The organism is Vibrio sp. TMPB1044, from assembly GCF_030442075.1.
In the GTDB taxonomy this organism is placed as follows: Bacteria; Pseudomonadota; Gammaproteobacteria; order Enterobacterales; family Vibrionaceae; genus Vibrio; species Vibrio satsumensis.
In genome coordinates, this window is sequence record NZ_JAUJED010000025.1 from 1 (window position 1) to 16206 (window position 16206).

Sequence of the window (16206 nt, forward strand, 5' to 3'; positions counted from 1 at the left end):
TGCATGTGTTAGGCCTGCCGCCAGCGTTCAATCTGAGCCATGATCAAACTCTTCAATTTAAGATTTTGTGACTCAACGAATACTGACTTCAAAACTACTATGTAATTTTAAAGCTATTACCATTCCAACAGAATGGTAATGAATTGACTGTGCCAAATAACCCCTCTCTATAAAGAAAGTAATTATTCGTATTGGTCACTCAGTTCATTGAAATCATTTTGTTACCGAAGTAACTGTTATTACGCTCTTTCGAAAAAGAACCAATAACGTTTTGATATTCATCAACGAGTGCCCACACAGATTGATAGGTTTAAATTGTTAAAGAGCTTTGCTTATCGAAACTTTCTTTTTACAAAGAAACCCTTGAAAGCGGACGTGAATTCTAGCGATTTAATCTTAAGTGTCAAACACTTTTTAAAATTAATTTCTTTCGAACTTTCCGTCTTACTGATTACTGCTGAAGCCTTGTGGCGTCTGCCGTCTCAGTGAGGCGGCATTATAGAGATCATCGAAAACATGGCAACCCCTATTTTAATAAAAATTCAAAAAAGTTGCTTAAGCGGCTACTTTTACATCAAAACCGTCTTTCACAGGTTAAAGCTCATACAATCAAGAGCATATAACTTAGAATTTTGCGACTAGATCTTTTGAGAATGCCTCTATATCCAGTTCGATACTCCACTTTTCACTTAGCTCCACTATGTTATCTAGCGATTGCTGAACCGTTTTTATCGTCAATGTATTGTTATCTAGGTCGTATACCTGTTTTTGCGTCGTGTAATAGAAGTAAAGGATCGTTAATGCTTCTCGATCGCCTTGCTCAGCTTTTGGTTGAATACGCTTAAGCTTACGGTAGATTTGATTGTGAACTTGTTTAAGGTTCCACACATAAAGCGCTTCTTTAAAGTAATCATGCCCTTTCACACGACTCGCAATAAACGCATTCAAGGCAACTGATAAAATCACCCCGAGTACATTCAAATGGAAATTGCCTGTCGCTTCCCCAGTAACGGATCCAGCTGAACCAAAAAGTTCAATCAGGATGCTACCGAATACGATGGCAAACAAGGCAAGTGACCCAACCAATGAAACCAACAGCAGGTTCATCTTCTTTCTATATTCTTCTTTATTAATCTTCTGTAACTTCATCGACTACTTCCTTATGTAAGTCACCTAATAATTTGCGCATACTATCTATGTAAACCTTGGTTCGCTTCAACCTTTACCATCTTGTAATGTGGTCACTCTCTATTTAATACGTATAGTTCTTCTGGTCAGTACTATACATAACTCCATTTGACTTCATTAATAGAAAAGAGTTACATACCGCCATAATTTTGGTTATTCATCAATTCATGTTGATAAAGTCTGTTTCGCTTTATCACATACTGACAAGGTACATTCCATGCGTTCATTTGTATTACGCGCTCGCGCAGCCCCTACAGAGAGCAAACTTATCTTAGAGGGTGTTGGGCAAGATGCTCATACTGAGATTCTGGCTCATACTCTGATGAACACGATCTTCGTTGCTCAATCTCACCGTGAGAATGTCACCGTGCACCTTGTGCTAGAGAGTACTAAAGACTTTTCACGTACCATTACATTCGATTCAAATGAAATCACCAACATTGGTGGCTTTCATGAATCTGCACTGTTATCTGCGGTAGTAAGAGCGGTTGACGCTTCTCAAGGCATGACAAAAGAACAGACACGTCAGGTAGAACCGGGCATCACTGTCCGTACCATGAGCTTTGAAAAGTTGGTCAAAGAACTGGCCGAAGACCACCAACTGTACATGATGGATAAGAAAGGCGACTTTATCCGTGATGCAGAGATTGCGGAAAACCCATGTTTCCTTCTAACTGACCATATCCCTATGCCGAAGAAAAGCTACAACAGCTTGAAGCGTTTAGGGACAGAGAAAATCAGCTTAGGTCCAAACATGCTGTTTGCTTCTCAGTGTGTTGTGCTGATCAACAATGAGCTTGATTTAAGAGACTTCTAATTCAACACAATATCTGTAGAAATAAAAATGGAGCGATCATCGCTCCATTTAACTCATTTGTTCAGTTAGCATCCGTACTAAAAACGAGCTTCAACTGTCATCCCCTCCACCCAATACTCTCCTGGCGGCTCTTTAACAAAGTCCAATACGACTTTCAAGTACGTCGGCTGACCTTCAAACGGGCTGACTAACTGACTTGGTAATTTACTAACAACTTCTACTGAATCGGACACTTCAGCCTCGAAAGAGCTACCATTAGGAAACTTTATCAAGACATTTGCTCCCTTTACTGCGTCTTCTAAGTATTTAGGGTCTAGATAAGCAACAATATTTGGAACTGTATTCTTTGCTATCGTTACCAGTTCATCGCCTTCAAAAACACGCTGCCCTTCAACAACATGTATATCAACGACGTGACCCGTATAAGGAGACTTTATCGACAACCCTTGTTCTATCACACGTTTGAGCGCTAAGTCTTTCATCAATGCACGTCTAGCCTGGCTAACTGGTCCAGCTAGTGCCCGCTCCTCCTCTGCCAATTTGGCATTTTGAAAATCAAGTTTTTGCTGGTTCAATTGATTGTTTAGCGAGTTGCCCATCCCAACAATATTTGCATAGTCCACATCAGATACTTGTCCTTTTCTGCGATATTCTTCATAGCGCTTTTGAATTTCCTGTACTTTGCTTAAGTTACGACGTGTTTCTGCAAGACCGTTTAAATGCAATGCTTCTATATCGCTTGGTAAGTTAACATCCAACCCTAATAGCTCAGAATGGATAAACTCAATTTGAGCCTCAATTTCCAAATTCGTCAATTGAATTACGGTCTGGGATTGCTCTACTCGAGTTCCGCCTTCTATCGGAATAGGTCCAACGACGCCTGCAACCTTAGCTGTCAAGGTAACTGGATAAGATGTAATAATAGCCGGGGCAATAACTAAAATATTTGTCTTAAAGAAAAAATAAGCAACAAACAAAAGTGGGCTTATCACCAAGCTCAAGATCAAATACCAACGAAAGCGATAGCCCCCTCTTTTGGCTTGTCCGTAAGCAACCTTTACACCATCATCCGATTGAGGTTTGTTTTTTTTATCCAGATGAAATTTCACTTTCATTGCTAAAACCTTTTGCCTTTTTTCAATACCCACCAAGGAGCCATACTCGATTCTTCATGACTCCTTCTAAATAATTCATTGATCATGGAAAACGCCGTAATCAACCGCATAACAAACTGATAAAAAGGATATAGAATTAGCCATTTAGACATTTTTAAATCCTCTTTCTCTCTTTCAGAGACCAAACCAATGTAAACAGTAAAAAATAGAATGACTGTAAACAAATACACGCAATAAATTAGAATCATCAATGCTGCAACAAAATCGATTGGGTACACCCAAAATATATAAAACATAAAGACCGAAACTAGGATAGGCAGCAATACATTTTGTAAGACGCCATAAACTAAAGTGAAAATGAAATTCCCCCAGCCAAGCAAACGAGGGGTTAAGCCTTCATTATGCTTCCTCAAAAACAAAAACAGTAAATCTCCATCCCATCTAAGCCTTTGTTGCATCAATCCTTTCAGGGTACTAGGAACATCGGTATGCCCTACAGCCTTTGGTGTAAAAGACAATCTATTGTTGGGGTAGCGTTTCTTATATTGCTTAAGCCTCATCGTTAAATCGAGATCTTCAGCCGTATGCGTATCCCAACCTCCAACTTGTTTTAATACATTTTTTCTAAATGCACCAAAGGCTCCAGAAATATTATTTAGCACTCCCCAATTTGAGAGCCCTGTTTTTCCTGCTTGCATAGACAACATATATTCTAGAGACTGCATACGAGTAAGTAAGTTGTCCTGCCAATTTCTTACACGCAACGCACCACCTGAAGCAATCACATTCTTGTCAGTAAATTGCTTCATCATTTGCAGTGCCATATCGTTATCAAAAGAAGTATCGCCATCAACATTTATAACAAAATCGCCGGTGGCATTATCTAAACCAGCATTCAACGTTGATACTCTTCCTCCCCTTTGCCACTTGGGTATAACTCGAACATTTCGATTTTTTACAGATTGATGTCTCTGCTCACCTCGAATCGCAGCTTGATAAGTATCTTCATTCTGAGCTGCACCATCAACTACCGCTAACACTTCAATCTTTCCGGGATACAGTTGCTCAACTAGTGTGTCTATCGTAATTTCAATCGCATCCCCTTCGCCATAACAAGTAATGACGAAAGATATGCTCGGGTATTCTGTTATCTCAATATCACTCTCAGAATAAGACCAACGAAATATCCCTGTTAACACGAGTAAAAAAAGTGGCAGTTCAACAATAACCATCATGGGAAACAGCATGAGCCATAACTCTGTATTTTCGAGTAACATTCCCCAAAAATATTGTTGAAGATTGAGGCTATTCGACAGCATAAATTTCGCCGACTTTACTCTCTAACCACGCCCCTACGTCCTCTATAACCATGGGGTCAGGAAGGCTCCAAGCAAACACATTCAATGTAAAATCATCGTCTTCAATAAGTAGACAAAGGGCTTCTATTTTTTCACGCAGAACATTGATATGTTCCATCTTAGCTTTAGGCATAAATACGAAAAGAACATCACTTTTGTACTGACAACAAATATCTGAGTCTCTAAACAAACCGTTAAGGCGCTCAGTAATTTGCTCGATCAAAGCAAACATTTTCGCATCTCCATTCTTAGATACATATTGAGCTAAATCAGGGAGATGCAGACCTAGGAGAAGATGCTCTTCTTGATGACGGATAGCGATACGATTGACCCAATCAAGGAGGTTCGAAAAATACCCGCTGTCTACTTTGCCGCGTAGGGTCAGCTCTGGAGCAGATAATTTGACGCCGTGACGAAATATATACTCGCCCTGCACACCTAATTTTAATGAATAGATTTTCCTGACAACCAACTGAGAAACATCATTCTTGGCATCACAACTAAAACAAACAGCCAAAGTCTCAGCTTCAGAAAAGGAATGAGAACAAACGTTACATGAATGAGTCTCTAACGGGCGGTCATAATCCACACCGATATGACGAAGTTGAGTTAAACATTTAGGGCATTCCAGTTTATGGTTACGTTTAAATTGTCCTTGTTCGGCTACATGACCACAGGTGAAACAATGTAATGAGACACGCTCGGTAATATCAATGTCTTTACATGAAGGGCACACTTCGATGTAATTCAAATGAGCACTAGCGCAGTCAGAACATACACGGACTCGATTGATCAACTCATCATATTCAAACGTATCACGCTTGGTTTCTGACAAAACAAAACGATATGTAGAACTCAACTCTGGATAATATAAGTCGACTAAAGGGTAAGAATATATCGATTTCAGAGTCAGGGATCGATGAGGGACTAGTCGTCGATCTTGCTCTAACCCTAACCATCCAATTAAAGGGTCTAAAGCCTCCGTCGATTCGGAAACACTGTTCAACGTTCTACTATGTTGGAGCAGTTCTTCCTCGATAGTCTCTTGATTTAAAACTCCATCAGATAAACAAACTGACAATGCGCTAGTTTCAAATACATAAATCTTCCAAGACCAAAACTTTCTGCAACGGTGAAGTTGACTTAATAAATCATCTTGTACACTGGCTTCTGTGTTTAGAAAAACCACACCACCTAACAACTCTGGTAGTTGCTCAATATCACTTACTTGCGCAATATCAAATCGATTTTCCGTATCAACTATTGGGGTCCCAAGACAGTAAATTTTTAATTTATCTCTCATTCATTAACTCCATACTTTTGACACTTCCACCGTCAAATAAACGTAACATTCTGAATATTAATGAATGCTATTGGATTGGTCGGCCTTATACAAATACTAGATATCGATGTAAAAACAGTCCAATTATTAACCAACAATATAAAATACTGACACCATTACATTAACAACACGGAAACATAGATATTAATGATAATTTTAAAATTATAGATAAACAGCACTCCAAAAATTGGATAGCGATACTTTTTTCAGACTAATTACATCAACTTTCGGAGCAATGCCTCTCTCTAACTCATTCAATCTTATAAATTTCTCATATCACTTCTATACTAATTCCAATCTTAATTAATCGTGTTAAAGGCAAAGGATGAGCGTATTAACCGTATTCTTCTGTGGTACAGGCTCAAATTCAGAAGACAACAATCACAAAAACTATGTGTCTGGCGAATTGATTTCGACGTTAGCAAAGAATGCAACGGGCAGAGACATGATTGACTACATTCAAGTGGATGGGGTTGGTAGTGGCAATCAGAACGAGTGGTTGAAGCAAGGCAAAGATGACACCTACTCAGCAGTGAGAGGAACGCTGCAGGGCAAAGGCATTGATAGCAATATGCGCCATGTTCTGAATATCTTGCGTGGAAACCAACAAGATAAGAATAACTATATGAAGCGAGCGAAAGGACTGCTCAGTGAATCTCGCCCTGCAAAATCGGCTTGGCCTTTTGCAACCAGCCAGAAATATCAAGATTGGTTGAAAGATTCACAAGAATTAGCCGCTGACCTGAAACACGGTATCGCTGCACGCCAACAGAACATTGCGATTGAGCGCCAAAGTAAACCGATTAGCCAAGTTAACATCGTGGGCTGGAGCCGCGGTGGTGTAAGTTGCTTTGAATTGGCGAACCGTATGCTCAAAGATCCCGAACTTAGCCACATCCCAGTAAACATCTTTGCGTGTGATCCCGTACCCGGAGGGATGAACGCATTCAAGGATTACAAATCACTCGGTAAAAACGTTAAACAGATAGTGTGTGTTTTCGCTGAAGACGAACGTTCACTGGCTTTCAAAGCAAGAATGCCCCGCTTGTCACCTTCAACTAAATACTACACAACCTACATGCCTGGTCGACACGGCACTTTGGTCGGCAATGCCAATACCTCTGGCGGGAGCAAAGGGGCAGGATTACTCACTGGTCCTGGTCTCGTCACACGAGACTTCATGGAGAAGGTGTTAACCGGTTGGGGAACGCAACTTAAAGCGAGTACGACATTAAACTTCTCCCGACAACGCATCATCGAGTTATACGAGCAAATGCGCAGTCACGAAGAATACTTCAATAAAATGCACGGCATGACTTATACCGCGAAAAACAGACTACTTTGGACAAGCAAAGACCGAATCGGTCAGCAGAGAGAACGTCGCTACGGCATTCCAATGTATCGCTTTCAGTTCCCCGGTATCACTAATAATTATGGCGATGCAATTAATCGTCACCACTGCGATGTGTTAGCGACTAATGCTTTCGCAGCACACGGGACTTCGGCGGCACTACCAAACCCAGTCTGATAATCACGCTTTGTTTAACACATTTCAGGTCGGGACAACCCAAACAAAAAAAGAGCTCAACTAAGTGAGCTCTTTTTTGTTATCTATATCTTGTTATCAATCGGGTTATCTAGGAATCAGACCTGATTAACCAAAGATGAAGCTGTATAGGAAGCCTGCACCCATCGCCATGCTTAGGATAACGAATAGGAATGCTGCAATCATTTGGTTTTTGAAGATTGATTTAAGCAGGATAACTTCAGTCAAACTTGCACCCGCACTACCAATGATCAATGCCATTACCGAACCTAGCGCCATACCTTTCTGAACTAGAGCAGCACTTAGTGGGATTACCGCTTCAGCACGAATGTACAGTGGAATACCAATCACAGCTGCTACAGGAATCGCATACCACATACCTTCACCAGCGTACTGTGTAATTAAGTCTGTAGGAATGAAGCCGTAGATGAATGAACCAATCGCGATACCCATCATTAGGTAAGGGAAAACTTGTTTGAAGTCTTTCCAAGTTGAGAACCAAATTCTCATCCAACGGCTAGGCTCTTTTTTCTCTACGATTTCAGCAGTTGCGCTTCCATCCGCTGAGCAGCATGAAACAGTAACTTGTGGCTCTTCTTTTTTAGAATCGCAGCAAGATGTCTCTTTCGCCATTACCGGTGCAGGCTCACCACATGCACTTGTGCCACATGAAGATTCAGCTTTTACTGGTGCTGTTTTCTTAGGAGCAGAGTCACCACAGCTAGTACCACAGCTTGAAGAAGAACCAGTTGATTCATACGCTTCGGCTTTTACGTAACGCTCGAAGCCTAGTTTCTCTAGTGCGTAACCTGCCACTACAGATACTGTCATTGCTACTAGGAAGTAGAACACCGCAACTTGCCAGCCGAACGTAATCACGAACAAACCAATGATCACTGGGTTCAATAGTGGACTACCGAATAAGAACACCATCATTGGACCGAAACCCGCTCGTGCACGCAGCAATCCTTTTAAGAAAGGAATAGTCGAACATGAACAGAAAGGCGTAATCGCACCCAGTAACGCTGCAACGACATAACCCTTACCGTTACGCGAACTCAAAATAGACTGAATCTTTTCTGGTGTAAGAAACTCTTGCAGAATCCCAACAATGTAGCTGATCGCCAAGAAAAGGATGATTAGCTCTACTGCTAAGAAAGCGAACATATCAAGTGCGTCTTTTAGCATTGTTAACATTTCATTGCTCATAATTAACTCCAAACTGGATTGAAGGCCGGACTCTATGAGAAAAGTAACCAAACCTTTAATTTCGAATATTCTCGAATTATAGAAATATTTAGTAACAGATCAAGCTTTATTTCGATAAAAATCGAATTGAATTTCAAAAGAACTGATTTTCAATGACTTACATAATCACGATTTTTACATTTGTATTTAGGATACATTTCGACTATTATCGAAATTAAATATTGAGGAGTTAATATGAACTTAGAAGTCGTTGCGAAAGCACTTAAAGAGTTGGGGCACCCTATCCGCCTAAATATCTATAAGAGTGTCGTAAAAGCTGGCTACCAAGGCATTGCAGTTGGCGGCCTACAAGAAGAACTCGGTATCCCCGGTTCTACCTTGTCTCACCACATTTCAAGCCTAGCGTCGGCGGGGCTAATCAGCCAAAGACGTGAGGGAAGAACCCTATTCTGCGTGGCAGAGTATGAATGCCTAGAAGGCGTGATTGATTTCTTACAAGACGAGTGTTGCGTGAATGAACAGTGCAACTGATGCACCTTTGAACGGGGCACCTTTGAATAGGGCTTCTTTGGACTTAGAACAGGTTTGGGCCGAGTATCAACAAGCGTTGAAGTCGTTTCTGCACTCTAAGGTCAACAATGCAGCCGATGTAGAAGACTTGCTTCAAGAGATCTTGATTAAGACATACCAGAACTTACACAAAGTCCAAGATGCAAGCAGTGTGAAATCGTGGCTATTTCAATTAGCGAGTCACACGATCATCGACTTCTACCGTAAACATGCTCGCCAACAGCGTGACAGCCAAATTGATGCTGAAGATCTTTGGTTTGCCGATTTAGACCACGACTCTGAGTTTAAACAGAAGCTGTCGTTGTGTATTGAGCCGTTTATTCAAGCATTACCAGAACAAAGTTCATCGCTACTGCTTGCTGTTGATATCAAAGACCAAAGCCAGAAAGAGATCGCAGAGGCACAAAACATAAGCTATTCAACGGTGAAGTCTCGCGTTCAGAAAAGTCGTGGGGATCTTAAGAACCTATTCGAACAGTGCTGCAATTTGTCACTGGATAAGCAAGGCAATGTGATTGATTGTGAGCTCAAGTCGGACGCTGATTGCGGTAAGTGCCAATAGAAGTACTGATAGTAACTAGCTCAAACCCGTTTTTTAAATAGAACAAAGCCAGCAATTGATGCTGGCTTTGTTGTTTTCATAATCTGTAAATCACTTTGCCTAAGCTAGCCTAGTGCTTGAGCGAACCTAGTACTTGTGCGAACTTAGCTACGCCACTTCCGCTTTGACGACTGGTTGATAGCGCCCCGGTTTATGGTTCATCGCCAAAATCAAGTTGGTGACTATTGCGCCCAGTACAGACAACAGAACCAATGACACATCAACGATAAACAGTGACAGCACAACAATCGTGCAGTCTAGTGCCATCTGAACCTTACCCGCACGAATTCCAAAACGTTCTTGTAGGAACAACGCCAAAATGTTGAAGCCACCTAAGCTCATCTTATGACGGAAAATCACCAGCATGCCGGTACCAATTAAGCCACCACCAAGTAAAGCTGCATATAATGCATGAATTTCGGCAATCTGAATCACGTGATACAAGTGATCCACAGCGAACGAAACAATCGAAACCGCGATAAACGTATTGATGGTGAAGCGCCAGCCCATACGAGCAACCGACAAAATATAGAAAGGTAAGTTAAGTGCGAAGAACACTTGGCCAAAGCTTAGGTCTGTTACTTTGGTAATGAAGATCGCTAGACCAGCCGTGCCTCCGGTGAGCAAACCGACCCGATTGAAAAAGATAACGCCGAGTGATACCAATGCGCTACCTAAGATCAGCGCCAGTAAGTTTTCGCGAAGGTTATGATCTTTATCCATGTGAATGACTCTCCCTGAATCTTTTAACATCGCGTTTCAGTCAGTTGAAACGATTTACGCCCAAATTTACGATGTTTAGCAGATAAGTCGAGCGAATAGCCGATCTTACGAGGTGATTAGTTTGTATATTAGTTTTTACAGTTTTGTGAAATACCTCAATAAAGCAATTAGTTACGAACATGAAATTAAGTATCTATTCTGAATTATAGGCTTCTATCGCTGAATCAGTTAGCTTAGCGTTTTCCTATTTATTGGTCATGTTTCATCCCAATTCCAGCGACACATAAAACCATGCATACATCTATGCATAAAACGCATAGACTAAATCACAAATGGTCATTTGATACATACCTCACTCGTCATTATGATGCGCGACTTCTTAAAACATAGAACGCATGTAAACACCTTATGTTTTCACAATCTCTTTTTGCCCAACTGGCCAGAATGACGTTATTCCTCGTCATTAGTTTGGTTATTGTGCATCACAGTCAGCCATTGATTGATCTCTTGGCTCAGCATGCCGTAAGCAGTGGTTGCCACCAGCAGTCAGGGCATGATCATTCTGGGCACGAACACCACCATGAGATGACTGACCAACACATGTCAGCGCAAGACCACTCACATCACCACCATTAATTTAAGAGTATTAGAATGAGCATTTTCCGTTTTCCTTTACTGGTATGGCTTGGGATCGGCACACTTATTATCAGTCTAGGGATCAGACAATCATTCGGCATTTTCATGATGCCAATTTCAGAGCATTTCGGCACGGGGCGAGAGTTTTTCAGCTTCGCTATTGCTCTACAAAACCTATTGTTCGGTGTGTTCCAACCTTTTGTTGGTATGGCCGCTGACAAATGGGGAGCAAGACGAATCATTATTGCTGGCGCATGTGCTTACGGTTTGGGTCTACTTCTTACCTCAATTTCTACCGAATCAAGCATGCTTTACGTTTCATTGGGCGCTTTGGTTGGCCTTGGACTAAGTGCAACAAGCTATGTGATTGTGTTGGGTGCTGTCGCGAAAGTCGTGCCCGCAGAACACGCAGCTAAGGCGTTTGGTTTAACCACAGCTGCCGGTTCATTTGGTATGTTCGCGGTGATACCGGGCGCGCAATACATGTTGAACGAATTCGATTGGCAAAGTGCGATGCAAGTGTCTGGCGTATTGTGTTGTTTGATGATCTCTTTTGCACTCTTCATGCGTGCGCCCAAAGCGGCATCAAACAAACAGGCTCAAGCAGAAGACAATCAAACATTGAAAGAAGCGTTGTCTGAAGCGCTCTCTAACAAAAGTTACTGGTTGATTCACGCTGGCTTCTTTGTGTGTGGTTTCCACGTGATGTTTATTGCGACACACTTGCCAAGTTACTTAGCAGACAAGAATTTACCTGCGAGCAGCGCAGCGATGGCACTGGCTTATGTCGGTATCTTTAACATCTTCGGATCTTACTTCTGGGGTGTAATGGGCGATAAGTTTAGTAAGCGTCATGTAATGTCGGCACTATATTTAGTGCGTACTGTGGTTATTGGTGCGTTTGTGACTCTACCAGTAACGGAATCAACCGCAGCTATCTTCGGCGGGGCAATAGGATTCTGTTGGTTAGGTACAGTACCGCTAACTTCTGGCTTAGTTCGTCAGATCTTCGGTGCACGTTACCTATCGACTTTGTATGGCTTGGTTTTCTTCACTCACCAAGTGGGTAGTTTCTTAGGCGCTTGGGTTGGTGGTCGTATTTACGATTACTACGGATCTTACGAGCCAATTTGGTGGTCAACGGTGGTATTGGCATTTGTAGCAGCGCTTATCCATTTACCAATCAATGACAAGCCGATTGAGCGCATCAAATTGGCAATGGCTTAACATTTAACACTGACTCCCCCAGCAGCGAAAATTGATAAGCAAACCAATAAGAGAGTGGATATCGAAAGGAACACATCCTAAGATATTCGCTCTCTTTTTTATTGGGCGTTGAAATCGAAATTATAACTAGCGAAACTTGCATAAACCTCACTGAATAATAAGACTATTCCTGCCGTTTTACTTTATAGTATTCGTTCTCCCCTTTTGAACTTATTCGCAGGCTTATGGAATACCTAGATCAGACCGCTCTTATCGCGATGGCACTCATTTTTGCCGGCTCGTTTGTACAAACAGCAATCGGCTTTGGCCTGGCTATTGTGGCTGCCCCGTTGTTGTTTTTGGTCTCACCTGACTATGTACCCGCACCTATCTGTCTCGTTGGTCTGTTCATTTCTGTATTCAACGCGTTTAAACACCGAGCAAATATATCTATTGGTGGATTGAAAATCGCACTATTAGGCCGAATTCCTGGTTCACTGGCAGGCGGTGCTTTGTTGGTGATGGTATCAACAAGCGTTTTGTCACTGTGGTTAGGCTTGTTGGTTGTATTCGCGGTGATTGTTAGTTTGCTTCCGTTTAGGTTAGAACCGACGCCTACTAAAATGGGCATCGCTGGGTTCTTCTCAGGCTTCTTCGGTACTAGTTCAGGCATTGGTGGTCCACCTATGGCACTCCTTCTTCAACACCAAGATGCGAATCAGCTTCGCGGCAACCTTTCTGCATTCTTTGTGTTTAGTTCTATCATTTCATTACTGGTACAGATCCCAATTGGCTTCTTCACAATTCACCATTTGATCATCACAATCCCGCTGCTTCCTGCCGCTTGGTTGGGTTACAAGATGGCGTTATTGACGACGCAAAGCATTCCTAAAGAGAAGATACGTATCGGCTCTTTGTTGCTATGTTCTATCAGTGGCTTTACTGCCATTTGGCAAGGCTTAGCTGGCTAACTCGAAGCAGAAACATCGATAAAGCAACAAGCACTAGGTCCAACACCAAACTATTGAAAGGGCGTTCTATGACATACGATGAGTTCAATGCATTCTGTGAGTCGCAAGCAGCCACCAGCTATGTGATGCAATGGAATAACTCTCACGTTTGGAAAGTGGGAGGGAAAGTGTTTGCGATTGGAGGTTGGGGGCCGAACGACGAGCCTGCATTTATCTTCAAAGCGTCCAATCAGAATTTCGACTTTCTAAAAGAAGAGCCCGGTTATAAACCTGCGCCCTACTTTGCTTCACGTGGTATGAAGTGGATTCAGCTGTTTGAGAGCACACCAGAAAGAGATGAGGAATTAAGATACTACCTCACTGAATCACATCGAATTGTGTCCTTAAGTCTAACCAAAAAGAAACAAGCAGAGCTAGGGCTCAATCAATAACGTTTATTACGTATTGCTAATCTGAGCCCTTCTTTTGCAGTGAGGAAGGCTCCCTAAGAAGTCTGTTTCAAAAATGCAGGTAAATAGCGTTCTATTTTTTGCTCTGAGATAAGCGGTACCAATAGATAGATCAAACCCGCAAAGGCAATAGATCCGGCTAAGTCTTCTGGTCGATGCATGCCAAGCCAAACTCGGCTGTAAGCGACACCACCAGCCCAAACCAGCAAACCACCTACCAAATAAAAACGCTTCGCTTCTAAAAAAAATCCACCGAAGAACGCCAAACACACACCGACGAAAATCATGTGTCCAGATGGGAAAGAATAGTCAGTCTCACCCAACCAGTGGCGCGTTCGCCACTCACTCACCTTATCTTGCACAGATGCAATCGCTGCGTTCTTTTCTACCAGTGGCAGTTCATAAAACACTTCTGGCATTTCGACAACTTCTTGCGTCACCAAATACTCAGAATAAGGTCGAGGGCTTTCTGTTGAATGCTTTAAGAAGGTTTTCGCTGCAAAGCTAAGAATCAACAACAGGCCAAGCTGCAGAAACAGGCTGACTAGCTTAGCTTTGGAAAACTTCATCGTGAGCAATGCCAGAGACAAAACAGCTAGCGTTACCAAGAATCCTTGATTACCTGCTGAGTACGTCACGAACGTCATGAACGCACCATAGAAAGGCAAAACCGCACTTCCAAGGTCAAAGTTCGATCCAAAGATCAAAAAGGGTACGAGAGAATACAAACTTAAAACGAGCAGTAATAAGCCTTTGGATTTGTTAGAGAACAGAGAAGTCATGGCTAAGATCTTTTGGATAAAGTGGTCGGATGCTATCGCAGCTTAGCATCGCCAATATCAATTTCATGTCAAAACGGTCAGTCAGTCGTCATGGTGTAACAATATTCGATTAATGCAGTGCTTGAATATTGATTCGGTGAACCCTCACCTCATCACCAATAATCTTTACCATCCACTTATACGCATACCGACAGTAAAACCAACTAAAGACCAGCTATACCGTACTAAACGCAACGGCATTGTGTTCTGCTGATAAAGTGAACACTCACCGGGTTATCAGGCCAGAATCTGAAAAACTTTGCTGTCAGTCCTTTAAATCCACTATTGAAAGGATTACCATCTGGTCTGCTTTCAAAAGCAAAACAGATTATTAATTTTTATTCTCAGGGCGGGGCGAAATTCCCCACCGGCGGTATGTCCTTAGCAAAATCTAAAGATAAGCCCGCGAGCGCTCGATTCGTCGAGGTCAGCAGATCTGGTGAGATGCCAGAGCCGACGGTCATAGTCCGGATGAGAGAGAATGAAAACACACTCGTTTAAGTTGGAAAGGCGTACCTATTTATTGGGTTCATGCCTCCAACTTAGGCGGGTGCATTTCGTTTTGGATAAAACCATAATGAGCTAAGGCCAACTTGTAATGAGTCGGCTTTGTTGTGCTCGGTTAAGATCCCTCATACAGCCCTGATTCTGGTGATATTTTAGGAGTTTAACCATGAATCAGTCTTCACTACTTGCCGAATTTGGCGAACCAATCACTCGTGTTGAAAACGCACTGCAAGCTCTGCGCGAAGGTCGTGGCGTACTTTTACTCGATGATGAAGATCGCGAGAACGAAGGCGACATCATCTACTCAGTAGAACACCTGACGAATGCTCAAATGGCGCTTATGATCCGCGAATGCAGCGGCATTGTGTGCCTGTGTCTAACTGACGAGCAAGCGAACCAACTTGAACTTCCACCTATGGTTGTTGATAACAACAGCGCAAACCAAACTGCGTTTACCGTAACTATCGAAGCAAAAGTGGGCGTAACAACAGGTGTTTCTGCCGCTGACCGTGTAACAACGATTAAGACAGCTGCAAACCCAACCGCTAAGCCTACTGACCTTGCTCGCCCTGGCCACGTATTCCCATTGCGTGCTCGTAAAGGTGGTGTACTTGCTCGTCGCGGCCACACAGAAGGTACAGTGGATCTTATGCAAATGGCTGGTCTTCAATCGGCAGGTGTACTGTGTGAAGTAACCAACCCAGATGGCACGATGGCAAAAGCGCCAGAGATCGTGGCTTTCGGTAAAATGCACAACATGCCAGTACTGACCATTGAAGATATGGTTATGTACCGCACTGAGTTCGATCTCAAGCTTGCATAACGTTTAGCCTTCAATGCTAAACACTTAGCATTGAAGCTAACTACACTGCGAAATGAACACTGAAAGGCCTCACTCTTACTGCTTGTTATAATTAAAAGCATATAAGGAGTGAGGCCTTTTTAATTTGCGTAGCATGAAACGACCCAGAGATGGATCTCCAAAGTGTCCCTGCTTACCGAAGCCTCTCCAACCTACCATCAGAGAAGCGTAACCTCTCAAAAAATCCTGCAAAATATGAGAAACATTCACTCGAATGGTGAAGTCGTGCACCATGATTGATCATCCATAATTAGACTAAAAACATAACTCAATGAAATATAACAC

General features: G+C 42.3%; 16 protein-coding genes and 1 riboswitch. Of the genes, 9 read left to right on the forward strand and 7 right to left on the reverse strand.

Going from position 1 to position 16206, the window contains the following annotated elements; translation table 11 throughout:
* Window positions 1–624: 624 nt before the first annotated feature.
* On the reverse strand, window positions 625–1149 hold the full coding sequence (locus QQ041_RS18080) for a DUF3087 family protein (RefSeq protein ID WP_285954689.1): 525 nt from the start codon (window positions 1147–1149) through the stop codon (window positions 625–627).
* Between the two features lie 256 nt (window positions 1150–1405).
* On the opposite strand from QQ041_RS18080, the gene trmY reads away from it, so the two are divergent.
* A complete protein-coding gene (gene trmY / locus QQ041_RS18085) occupies window positions 1406–2005 on the forward strand; it encodes a tRNA (pseudouridine(54)-N(1))-methyltransferase TrmY (protein WP_017083166.1) in 600 nt (199 codons plus the stop codon).
* 77 nt (window positions 2006–2082) lie between these two features.
* On the opposite strand, the gene QQ041_RS18090 is transcribed toward trmY, so the two are convergent.
* The 3 genes from QQ041_RS18090 to QQ041_RS18100 are packed head-to-tail and all read right to left on the reverse strand — an operon-like array spanning window position 2083 to window position 5781.
* Entirely contained in the window at window positions 2083–3156 is a 1074-nt protein-coding gene (locus QQ041_RS18090) for an HlyD family efflux transporter periplasmic adaptor subunit (RefSeq protein WP_285954690.1), read from the reverse strand.
* A complete protein-coding gene (locus QQ041_RS18095) occupies window positions 3123–4439 on the reverse strand; it encodes a glycosyltransferase (protein WP_285954691.1) in 1317 nt (438 codons plus the stop codon). Before QQ041_RS18095 ends, QQ041_RS18090 begins: the two co-directional genes overlap by 34 nt.
* Window positions 4426–5781 (reverse strand): diguanylate cyclase, encoded by a 1356-nt coding sequence (locus QQ041_RS18100; RefSeq protein ID WP_285954692.1) that lies wholly within the window; start codon window positions 5779–5781, stop codon window positions 4426–4428. The genes QQ041_RS18095 and QQ041_RS18100 overlap by 14 nt, the downstream gene beginning before the upstream one ends.
* A gap of 364 nt (window positions 5782–6145) precedes the next feature.
* Here QQ041_RS18100 and QQ041_RS18105 point away from each other — a divergent pair, with 364 nt between their 5' ends.
* The gene (locus tag QQ041_RS18105) at window positions 6146–7348 is read left to right on the forward strand and encodes a hypothetical protein (protein WP_285954693.1); all 1203 of its coding nucleotides are present in this window, start codon (window positions 6146–6148) and stop codon (window positions 7346–7348) included.
* A 126-nt stretch (window positions 7349–7474) separates the two neighbouring features.
* On the opposite strand, the gene QQ041_RS18110 is transcribed toward QQ041_RS18105, so the two are convergent.
* The gene (locus tag QQ041_RS18110) at window positions 7475–8575 is read right to left on the reverse strand and encodes a permease (RefSeq protein WP_285954694.1); all 1101 of its coding nucleotides are present in this window, start codon (window positions 8573–8575) and stop codon (window positions 7475–7477) included.
* Window positions 8576–8809: 234 nt separating this feature from the next.
* Between QQ041_RS18110 and QQ041_RS18115 the strand changes: the two genes are divergently transcribed.
* Window positions 8810–9106 (forward strand): helix-turn-helix transcriptional regulator, encoded by a 297-nt coding sequence (locus QQ041_RS18115; RefSeq protein ID WP_285954695.1) that lies wholly within the window; start codon window positions 8810–8812, stop codon window positions 9104–9106.
* Complete coding sequence (gene sigZ / locus QQ041_RS18120; protein ID WP_285954696.1) at window positions 9090–9707, forward strand: RNA polymerase sigma factor SigZ; 618 nt, start codon at window positions 9090–9092, stop codon at window positions 9705–9707. The genes QQ041_RS18115 and sigZ overlap by 17 nt, the downstream gene beginning before the upstream one ends.
* 147 nt (window positions 9708–9854) lie before the next feature.
* On the opposite strand, the gene QQ041_RS18125 is transcribed toward sigZ, so the two are convergent.
* On the reverse strand, window positions 9855–10469 hold the full coding sequence (locus QQ041_RS18125; RefSeq protein WP_285954697.1) for a YitT family protein: 615 nt from the start codon (window positions 10467–10469) through the stop codon (window positions 9855–9857).
* 408 nt (window positions 10470–10877) lie between these two features.
* Here QQ041_RS18125 and QQ041_RS18130 point away from each other — a divergent pair, with 408 nt between their 5' ends.
* The 4 genes from QQ041_RS18130 to QQ041_RS18145 all read left to right on the forward strand — a co-directional run bounded on the left by QQ041_RS18130 (window position 10878) and on the right by QQ041_RS18145 (window position 13713).
* Complete coding sequence (locus QQ041_RS18130; protein WP_076668359.1) at window positions 10878–11105, forward strand: hypothetical protein; 228 nt, start codon at window positions 10878–10880, stop codon at window positions 11103–11105.
* Between the two features lie 15 nt (window positions 11106–11120).
* Complete coding sequence (locus QQ041_RS18135) at window positions 11121–12332, forward strand: MFS transporter (protein ID WP_285954698.1); 1212 nt, start codon at window positions 11121–11123, stop codon at window positions 12330–12332.
* A gap of 224 nt (window positions 12333–12556) precedes the next feature.
* The gene (locus tag QQ041_RS18140; protein ID WP_285954699.1) at window positions 12557–13282 is read left to right on the forward strand and encodes a sulfite exporter TauE/SafE family protein; all 726 of its coding nucleotides are present in this window, start codon (window positions 12557–12559) and stop codon (window positions 13280–13282) included.
* 68 nt (window positions 13283–13350) lie between these two features.
* Entirely contained in the window at window positions 13351–13713 is a 363-nt protein-coding gene (locus tag QQ041_RS18145; protein WP_285954700.1) for an MmcQ/YjbR family DNA-binding protein, read from the forward strand.
* A 53-nt stretch (window positions 13714–13766) separates the two neighbouring features.
* Here the strand turns inward: QQ041_RS18145 and QQ041_RS18150 are convergent, their stop codons facing one another.
* Entirely contained in the window at window positions 13767–14513 is a 747-nt protein-coding gene (locus tag QQ041_RS18150) for a phosphatase PAP2 family protein (RefSeq protein WP_285954701.1), read from the reverse strand.
* Window positions 14514–14888: 375 nt separating this feature from the next.
* Window positions 14889–15039: riboswitch (FMN riboswitch) on the forward strand.
* A 186-nt stretch (window positions 15040–15225) separates the two neighbouring features.
* Here QQ041_RS18150 and ribB point away from each other — a divergent pair.
* On the forward strand, window positions 15226–15882 hold the full coding sequence (ribB, locus tag QQ041_RS18155; protein WP_004733029.1) for a 3,4-dihydroxy-2-butanone-4-phosphate synthase: 657 nt from the start codon (window positions 15226–15228) through the stop codon (window positions 15880–15882).
* Window positions 15883–16206 lie beyond the last annotated feature (324 nt).